The sequence below is a fragment of the Nostoc sp. UIC 10630 genome, from assembly GCF_010747425.1.
In the GTDB taxonomy this organism is placed as follows: Bacteria; Cyanobacteriota; Cyanobacteriia; order Cyanobacteriales; family Nostocaceae; genus Nostoc.
The window spans coordinates 1-8,207 of sequence record NZ_JAAGOG010000284.1 but is presented as its reverse complement, the minus strand read 5'-3'; the positions used below and the strand labels follow the sequence as shown (position 1 = coordinate 8,207).

Here is an 8,207-nt window from a genome sequence, read left to right as displayed (position 1 = left end):
TTTCGTGTGTTGCTTGATTTTTACTCCTTTCCCCCCTTTGCTAATAAAAGCTAGTAATGCTAGATTTCCAATATTTGCAATACTTCAGGGTAATTTATGAATAAAAGCGAATTAGTGGATGTTGTAGCAGCAAAGACCAACATCACAAAAAAGCAAGCTGATGAAATTATCAGTGCTTTTTTGTCAGTTGTTATAGAAGCTGTAGCGAATGGAGAGAAGATAACGCTGGTAGGGTTTGGCTCATTTGAGCGACGCGATCGCTCAGAACGCGAAGGGCGTAATCCCAAAACCAATGAGCCAATGACAATTCCAGCGACCAAAGTGCCTGCATTCTCTGCTGGGAAACAGTTTAGAGAAAAAGTAGCGCCATAGATGAATTGCTTTGCCACTAGCTATCCAATCACTGTAAAGCTGTAACTCTCGCTTTTCTCAAGACAGCGTGGGGCAACGTTAAAGGGAACGTGAGTGTTGAATTGCAGATGTTACACAAGCGGGATGGCGTAACCGCCCGCCTTCTTGCGATCGCTGCATTTATTTTGGGCATTCTGAAAAGATAGCGTTTACTGAAGAAAATCATGTTTAAAGGATTTGGTCGCCGTCAGAAAAAATCGGTACTTGAGACAATGAACTGACCACAGGGATTGTTCAGCATCCAGTTACTGGACTTTGGCAGACATGGATATCATTTACAGGTAATGATATTCAATGTATTACCGCCCATGCGAACCCTGATCATGCTGACCGGGTAGCGAAACAGATGGCTTCGGCTTGGAGTGAAGGGAAATATAAAACTGGGGAAGAGGTAACAGCTTTTATCCAATCACTCCCTACTGATGCTGTCATAGACCCATTACCCCAAAATATTGTGATGCAACTGAGTCAACAAGCATTAAGCGTAAGGAAGTAAGAAAGAGCGAACGCTCTAAATTGAATCATCCAAAAACCTGCATTCCAGGTCGAAAAAGCCTTGCCCTGTATAGTCTTGATAATTTGATACAGTAGGAACAAAAAATTCGTGTTTGGTAGCGAGAAATTATGCCTTTTGAGGTCATCTCGCAGTAAAAAACACATATCTCGGCTCAATGCCCGCTTGATTCCATCGCACTTACAATCTTCAAATCAACATTACCTAGCCCAGAAGATAGATACATTTTTGAAAAGTTGAAGCACACTTGTAAGAGCAAGTTTAACTATTCAATAATGATCTGACGATGTGGCTAAAATTTGGTGTAAATGAAGAAGGTATCTTGATATGTATTGAAGATATCAACAGGGGAAAGACTTTACTTAAGTGTCCTTACTGTGATGGTGGTCTAACGGCTAAAAAAGGCAAGGTAAAAGAGCATCATTTTGCTCATAATGACCAAACTTGTCGCCCTATAGCTAACCGAGAATTTCCAACTCTACCACTGTATGATAATTTTAATGTTCAGTTATCCGGCAAGGATTTAGCACAGTTAAAACTCCTCTGGAAGGAGTACGGAGTCAAAAATTATCCTATCAGTTCCTACTTAGTTACTCCAGGGTTGATAAAAGGAGGAATGTTGAGAAAAAACCTATACATAACCCCAAGAGAATATGAATTTAGTGATTTGGGTAAAATTCCTGTCGGGGTGCTAGAGTTCAGGCAATTCAACGATGTGCAAGAGCCACTATTACTTAAAAAACTGCTGAAACTGGAGCTAGCTTTTAAACACGCCGAATACAAAAACGCTCCAGATTTAGGATACCGACTTACTGATTTGAAGCTGTATCGCGCTCAACTTCAACGTATTCTATCTTCTAGACTGTATTTTTTAGAGATTGAAACTAATATTGGAATTATCTACAAAATAGGAGTAACTACTAGACCCGTTATCAAGCGAGTGGCAGAGGTGAAAATTGATTTACTTGCTTATTGTTCGAGTGCTGCTATTAAAGTATTAGGAACTTGGGAGCATAGAGGTAATGTTGAACTGTATTTTAAACACCGCTATCAAGGCTTTAATTATCCCATCGGTAGTTTAACTGAGTATTATAAGTTTAATACTGAGGATGCCAAAATCGTGCTGAGTGACCTGCAACAAATGCAACAAAAAATACTATCTCTTGATGAAATAAATATTCTTGAGGAGAATACTAGCTTAATTCAAGTTGCTGTGTAACGTTTATATCACATCAGTGCAAAATACTTACTGCCTAGTAAGCCAAAATATCTTTTGTATTGCTATCCCTCCAAATACTCTGCCACTGCTGCCAAATCTGACATTGCTCGATTTAGGCGATTAAGCAAAGCTTGGGCTACTTCAGGTTGAGCGCTGACGCTTTCTAGTTTTTCTTTTAGATGACGGTCTAGGGCTTCTATCCACAGTGACAATTCTGTGTGACGAAGTGCTGTCAGTAGCCCCATATTTCTCAAAACAGCCAAATGAAACCCAAGTTGATTTTGCCCACCATAGCCCAGGTATCCGTCCCAGAGTTCCAACTTTTCTGGAGTAAATTCTTCATACTGGTCAAAGGTAATACCCACAGGCTCTAGTTGAGGTTGTGGTAGTGGAGGTTGAGAATTAGTCATAGTAATGTTTGCAATAACTGATATTACCTTGCTTGTTACTCTTCATAAAGCGCTAGCGCATCTATATTAGGGTACAACTCGTGGGATGTCATACCCGCCGGGAGCATCGCGCTTACGCCATTTTAGCGCCTTCCCTTCAACACCATGTTCACCCCGCCTCCAGGAGCAACGGTAACACCCCGTCTCTGTGGTTTCACGTCTCGATTATCAACTAACTCCATCTGATAATTTGCTAGAATAGTTGCTAATACCAACTTCATCTCAAACATTGCCAAAGCCTCGCCAATACAACGCCTTGCTCCACCACCAAAGGGGAAAAACTCATAAGGTGTATATTGTCTCTCTAAAAATCTTTCTGGTTTAAACTCCTTGGGGTTTGGGTATAAATCTTCACGCTGGTGGGTTAGATAAATACAACCATACACCCTAGTACCTGGTTCTAATTGATAACCCATTAATTCCACGGATTCTTTTACCTCGCGTGGAACAGTTAACAGTGCAACCGGATAAATCCGCAAAGTTTCATTGGCAACAGCAGTAAGGTAGGGTAGTTTAAAAATGCTCATTGGTTCTGGAGAATCACCAAGGCTATCCAACTCACTCAGCAATTTCTCCAGAATTTCTGGCTGTTTATGAACCCAGTATAAAGCCCAAGATATCGCCGTTGCAGTGGTTTCATGTCCAGCAACCAGTAGGGTGATTAACTCATCATGTAATTCTTGATCGCTCATTTCCTCCCCATTTTCGTCACGCGCTGATATCAACAAGGTAAAGATATCTTTAGCGGAAGGATCGTATTGTGAACGCCGCTCTCTAATTTCAGCATAGAGTAATTGGTCAATTTGTTGCTGCAAGCGATGAAAATATCCCCAAGGACTCCTTGCACCTAAATCTTTTCTTAAGAACGGAAAAAAAAGCAAGCTAGAGACTAAGGGAGACGCAAAGGAATCCATCAACTCAGTCATCAGTTGTTTGAGTTTTTGGAAACGTTCTCCCTCATGGATAGCAAAGACAACCTTTAAGATGACTTCTATAGAGATATTCTGGACAACATTACGTGCAAAGAAAGTTGTCCCAGGGGTTAATTGGCTAAATATCCCCTCTGTCAGGTGACAAATAGTTTGTCCATAAGCACGCATTCTATCACCGTGAAAGGGAGGCATTAACAACTTCCGTTCCCGTTTGTGGCGATCGCTTTCTAGGCAAAATATGGAATTCTCTCCGACTACCAGTTGTAAAAGTCCATTGCTGGGGGTATAAAACTCTTTACTATCCCTGGTAAACAGTTGTTGCAACCCCTCTGGGTTACTGACTAACAATAGCCGTTGATAATTCCCAATGATCGGCGCGTTAAAAATGTCACCATAGTGTTGGTAAGCATTATCCATATAACCGAGGGGATCGATAATATACTGAATCTTCTGCAACCAATGGGGAGTTTTGGGACTATCAGGTAGATTCATAAGCTGTTGTTGATTTCTAAATTGAAACCTGTAAATAATTATTGGGTTTTGACTATAGTAGTCTGCAAAGCTCTGGTTGACCGACAAAAGTCTGAGTACAAGAATTATCTAATGATGAAACTACCACCCTACAAAGATTTCACCAATACAGTCAACGAGAAAGAGGGAAGAAGAAAACTTTTGAGATGATAAGTCCAATGCCTTTGAGAAAGGAATGCTCTCAAATCTGCTCTTTGATTGTACTGTCTCGCAAATTGCTGTAGTATTGGCGATCGCAACGCTTTACAAAACACACTAGTCGTTGCTGTCGTTGCTTTTGGTCTTCGCCGTCAAGCGGACTGTCATTAGCCCTAGTAAAATTCGTCCCTCAGATATCTGCATAACTAAAGTTTGCCCCAGCAATGTTTTGACCTTTGAGCTTTTTCCTTGGTCGCCCACAGAACGTGGTTGCTGGTGATGGTGTGTTGAGTAAGGAAATCTGGGGATGGAGAAAGTAGCGACACCGGACAGCTCGTCGTAGTCATCGCTCTTAAAGCAAAGCGTAGCCAATCGATTTTCTCTCTTACTGCCGAAAGTTTTGCTGATGTGGGGCGTTGCTAGGAAATCTGGCGTGAAGATTCGGTTTGGAAGTTTTTGTGTTAGAAAAGCTACTGCTGAGGGAAAACTGAAAACAAGACCCTGTTTTGAAGACTTTGATTGTAATTCATCAACCGAACGCTACAAATTACACAACAGAAGTGGCAACGCATACATGAGTTAAATCAATAGTATTTTAGTACTATTTATTGACAAATAAATACTTGTTGCTAAAATCTTTGAACAAAGTCAGGGTAAGTTGAGTTAGTAATTTTTTAGAAATGAAATTGCGAAAAGGCAATCTAATCAGGGATTCTCATGCAAGATTTATTAGATATTGACTTATTTTATGCTTATTTAGACTTAGAAATTAATAGTGACAAGAATTTATACCGCATAGGATTGGTATCTCTGAATTTAACAAAAGATTTTTATCCAGAGAATCTAAACCAAGCTTATGAAGAAATTAGAAAGCTAAAAAATAGTAATTTAGCAGTATGCGGTCACAACTTTCGGCGATTTGATTACCCTTATTTGATTGAGCAAGAGCCGGAACTATCTTCTTGGTACATAATAGATACTTTAGAACTGTCAATACTGGCTTTCCCTTTACAGGAGTCACACAAACTAAATAAAGACTATAAACAAAGTGAGTACTCAAGTAATAATCCTGTAGAAGATGCCCAGGCGACTCGATTATTGCTCCGTCAACAATTAGAGGCAATAGCTAAAAAGCCTGATGAAGTACAACAGATATATACTTGGCTACTTACTTGTGGTAGCGAAGATGCAGATTGTGCATATCAACAACTCTTCAGTCAGATTCTTAACTGGAAAATTGGACAACCTGGAATAGAAATACTGCCAGAGACAATGCTAAAAGGGATGAATAAATCCTATTTACAGCAAATCTGGTCTAATCCGCAAACTCATGATTTTGAAACGAGATTATGTGTGGCAGGATTACTAGCTTGGAACTATGAATGCAATGCCAATGAATCGAAGCAGTCTTTTTCCAACTGGCTGAAGCATTTAAATACATTTCAAACAGTACTTGAGGATTTACGCCCTTTAAATACAGATGAATTTGCAGTTAACTCCTATTTAGAGTATTTCGGTATCCCTAGCTTTCGCTCTTTACAAGAAGAAGCTGTTCAAGCAATTATTAATAATGAGCGTCCGCTTGTTTTGATGCCTACTGGTGGTGGAAAGTCTTTGTGCTATCAATTACCAGCTTTCATGTTCCACGAAAGGCACAAAGCGCTGACTGTCGTGATTTCGCCGCTCCAAGCATTAATGGCAGATCAGGTAGCAGATTTAGAACAAGCTGGGTTTTTCTTCGCCACCTTCATTAATGGTAATCTCTCAGCAGCAGAACGTCGTCAGCGATTATCAGAACTGCGTTCTGGTTCCAAAGGTTTGCTGTACATTAGCCCTGAGCAATTGCGGTCAATGAGTATTCGGGCATTGCTAGAACAACGCCCTCCGGTTCTGTGGGTGATTGATGAAGCTCACTGTGTTAGCCAATGGGGTCACGATTTTCGACCAGATTATCGTTACATCCCGAAATTTATTCGGGAATTATATCAAGAGCGGCAGCTTGCAATTCCTTTGTTAGCTTTGATGACAGCAACAGCAACAGTTGCTGTTATTGAAGATATTAAAGAGCTATTTGCCCAACACGAACTAAATATTAATCGTACAATTAATGGGGCAACAACAAGAGATAATCTAACTTTTAATGTGATTCCAGTAGCAGGGAATAAAGAGCAAGTTTTGTTGAATCAAGTCAAAGAAGCTCTCAAACTAGGTGGTAGTACACTGATTTACACTACTACACGTAAAAATGCCCAAAAGCTAGCAGAAACTCTTAAACAAAGTCACATTGAAGCTAAATATTATCATGGGAAACTTGCAAAAGAACAAAAACAACAAGTTTTGCAAGAGTTCAAATCAGGTAAATTAAATGTAGTTACTGCAACTTGTGCTTTTGGCATGGGCATAAACCGTAAAGATGTACGCTCTGTCATTCACCATTGCATGAGCGCCAATTTAGAAGGTTACATCCAAGAGGCTGGACGGGCAGGACGTGATAGAGAGCCAGCAGTTTGTACTTTACTCTTTGATCCAAAAGATGCTGATACAGTTTTTCGTTTGCAAAGTTTGAACCAACTGAGCGAACAAGATTTAAAAAATGTCTTGATCTCGACCAGACATATTCGCGATCTCACTTTTGGCAGTGCTAGAGATGATTGGTTTTGGGTGACAACCAATGAAATCTTTCAATTGGGCGACTTTGATGAAGAGTTTGGAGAAGAATCAGAGCAGCAAAATACTAAGATTAAAGCAGGGTTGCACTACTTAGAAAAATTTGGTTTATTAGAACGAGCCGAGAACTTTTCAAGCTTTATCGAATTTGAACTAAGGCATAATACCTTTGCTGAGTCTGTAGAGCAGTTTGAGGAATACAGGCGGATGAAGGATTTATCCCAGTTTGAAGCAGACAACTTTGAACGGCTGATTCAAGCAATGCACATTGCGAAAGCTTATTGTAATAGCAACGATCAACCGTTTCCCCTCGACCGTCTCAGTGATGAAGCTGGAATTAGCTTACATGACCTGACTGCCAGAATCCGTGAACTGCAAAAAGCTGAAGTCTGTTCTTTTGAAATACCAATTACACTTGTGATTACCAAGGCTGTAAAAGGAGATGCCCGTAAGAATCATGAACGCATTCGCCAGTTAGAAGACCAATTACTCCAAGTGCTTAATGAGTTGTTTGGTAATGAAAATGAAATACAAATAAATCTGCGTGGACTTGCTTCTCGACTTGACCCAGACAATAGTAAAAAAATCAGAGCATCCAACATCATAGATATTTTGGAAGGTTGGGTTGCTCAAAAATGGCTAAAGTTAAGTAGAATTTCTAGTGATGTGGTTCGCTTAGGAGAAATGGAAGTTGCAGAGCATTTACCTGGGCACAAGATTCTCACAACTACAGTCTTGGAAGTTTTGTATCAAGCATTGGGAGATACAACAGGAGCGAGATTACCTCTGAAGTACGAATTAGGTAAACTTGCTAAAGAAGTTACCCAAAAAATTCAACTTGACTGGAATAATGAAAAGTTAGAAGTTATTCTTTTGTGGCTGCACCAGAGAAAAGTTATTCGGTTAAGTGATGGGCTGAATCTCTTTCAACAGTCGCTGAAAGTCCGTGTTATAAAAAATGCAAGTATTTCTACAGTAAAACGCCGTTACTCTGAAGTTGAAGCTCATTATGATGAACAAACTCGTCGCACTCATTACATGGTGCAATATGGAAAACTAAAGTCAGCAGAACAACGTCAGCAATTCGTTAATGATTACTTTGGCACAAATAAAGAAGAATTCATTTCAAAGTACCAATTTTTGGCACAAGAGATTACCAGACCGATTCTTCCAGAAGATTACAGCCGTATTATAGAACCGCTTAACCCTGCTCAAAAAGAAATTGTTCTAGCTTCAGACCCAGCGATAGCAGTGATAGCAGGCCCTGGCTCTGGTAAAACAAGAACTATTGTTCACCGAATTGCTTATCTTGTAAAGGTTAAGCGAGTTGAGCCGAAGCGTATTTT

General features: G+C 40.0%; 7 protein-coding genes. 4 read left to right on the top strand and 3 right to left on the bottom strand.

Features of this window, described 5'->3' with window-relative positions; translation table 11 throughout:
- The first annotated feature begins 96 nt into the window (after positions 1-96).
- From G1O98_RS35005 to G1O98_RS34995, 3 genes are all read left to right on the top strand, one after another.
- Positions 97-372 (top strand): HU family DNA-binding protein, encoded by a 276-nt coding sequence (locus G1O98_RS35005; protein ID WP_163938458.1) that lies wholly within the window; start codon positions 97-99, stop codon positions 370-372.
- 385 nt (positions 373-757) lie between these two features.
- Positions 758-907, top strand: a complete 150-nt coding sequence (locus G1O98_RS40430) for a hypothetical protein (RefSeq protein ID WP_243458631.1) — start codon at positions 758-760, stop codon at positions 905-907.
- 304 nt (positions 908-1,211) lie between these two features.
- Positions 1,212-2,144, top strand: a complete 933-nt coding sequence (locus G1O98_RS34995) for a GIY-YIG nuclease family protein (RefSeq protein ID WP_163938453.1) — start codon at positions 1,212-1,214, stop codon at positions 2,142-2,144.
- 62 nt (positions 2,145-2,206) lie between these two features.
- On the opposite strand, the gene G1O98_RS34990 is transcribed toward G1O98_RS34995, so the two are convergent.
- The 3 genes from G1O98_RS34990 to G1O98_RS34980 form a co-directional block, all read right to left on the bottom strand.
- Positions 2,207-2,554 carry a hypothetical protein gene (locus tag G1O98_RS34990; RefSeq protein ID WP_163938449.1) on the bottom strand — a complete coding sequence of 116 codons (348 nt, stop codon included), beginning with the start codon at positions 2,552-2,554 and terminating at the stop codon, positions 2,207-2,209.
- A gap of 122 nt (positions 2,555-2,676) precedes the next feature.
- The gene (locus G1O98_RS34985; protein ID WP_163938446.1) at positions 2,677-4,017 is read right to left on the bottom strand and encodes a cytochrome P450; all 1,341 of its coding nucleotides are present in this window, start codon (positions 4,015-4,017) and stop codon (positions 2,677-2,679) included.
- Positions 4,018-4,311: 294 nt separating this feature from the next.
- A complete protein-coding gene (locus G1O98_RS34980; protein WP_163938443.1) occupies positions 4,312-4,566 on the bottom strand; it encodes a hypothetical protein in 255 nt (84 codons plus the stop codon).
- Positions 4,567-4,911: 345 nt separating this feature from the next.
- On the opposite strand from G1O98_RS34980, the gene G1O98_RS34975 reads away from it, so the two are divergent.
- On the top strand, positions 4,912-8,207 hold a 3,296-nt coding region (locus G1O98_RS34975), incomplete at its 3' end, for a RecQ family ATP-dependent DNA helicase (protein WP_163938439.1).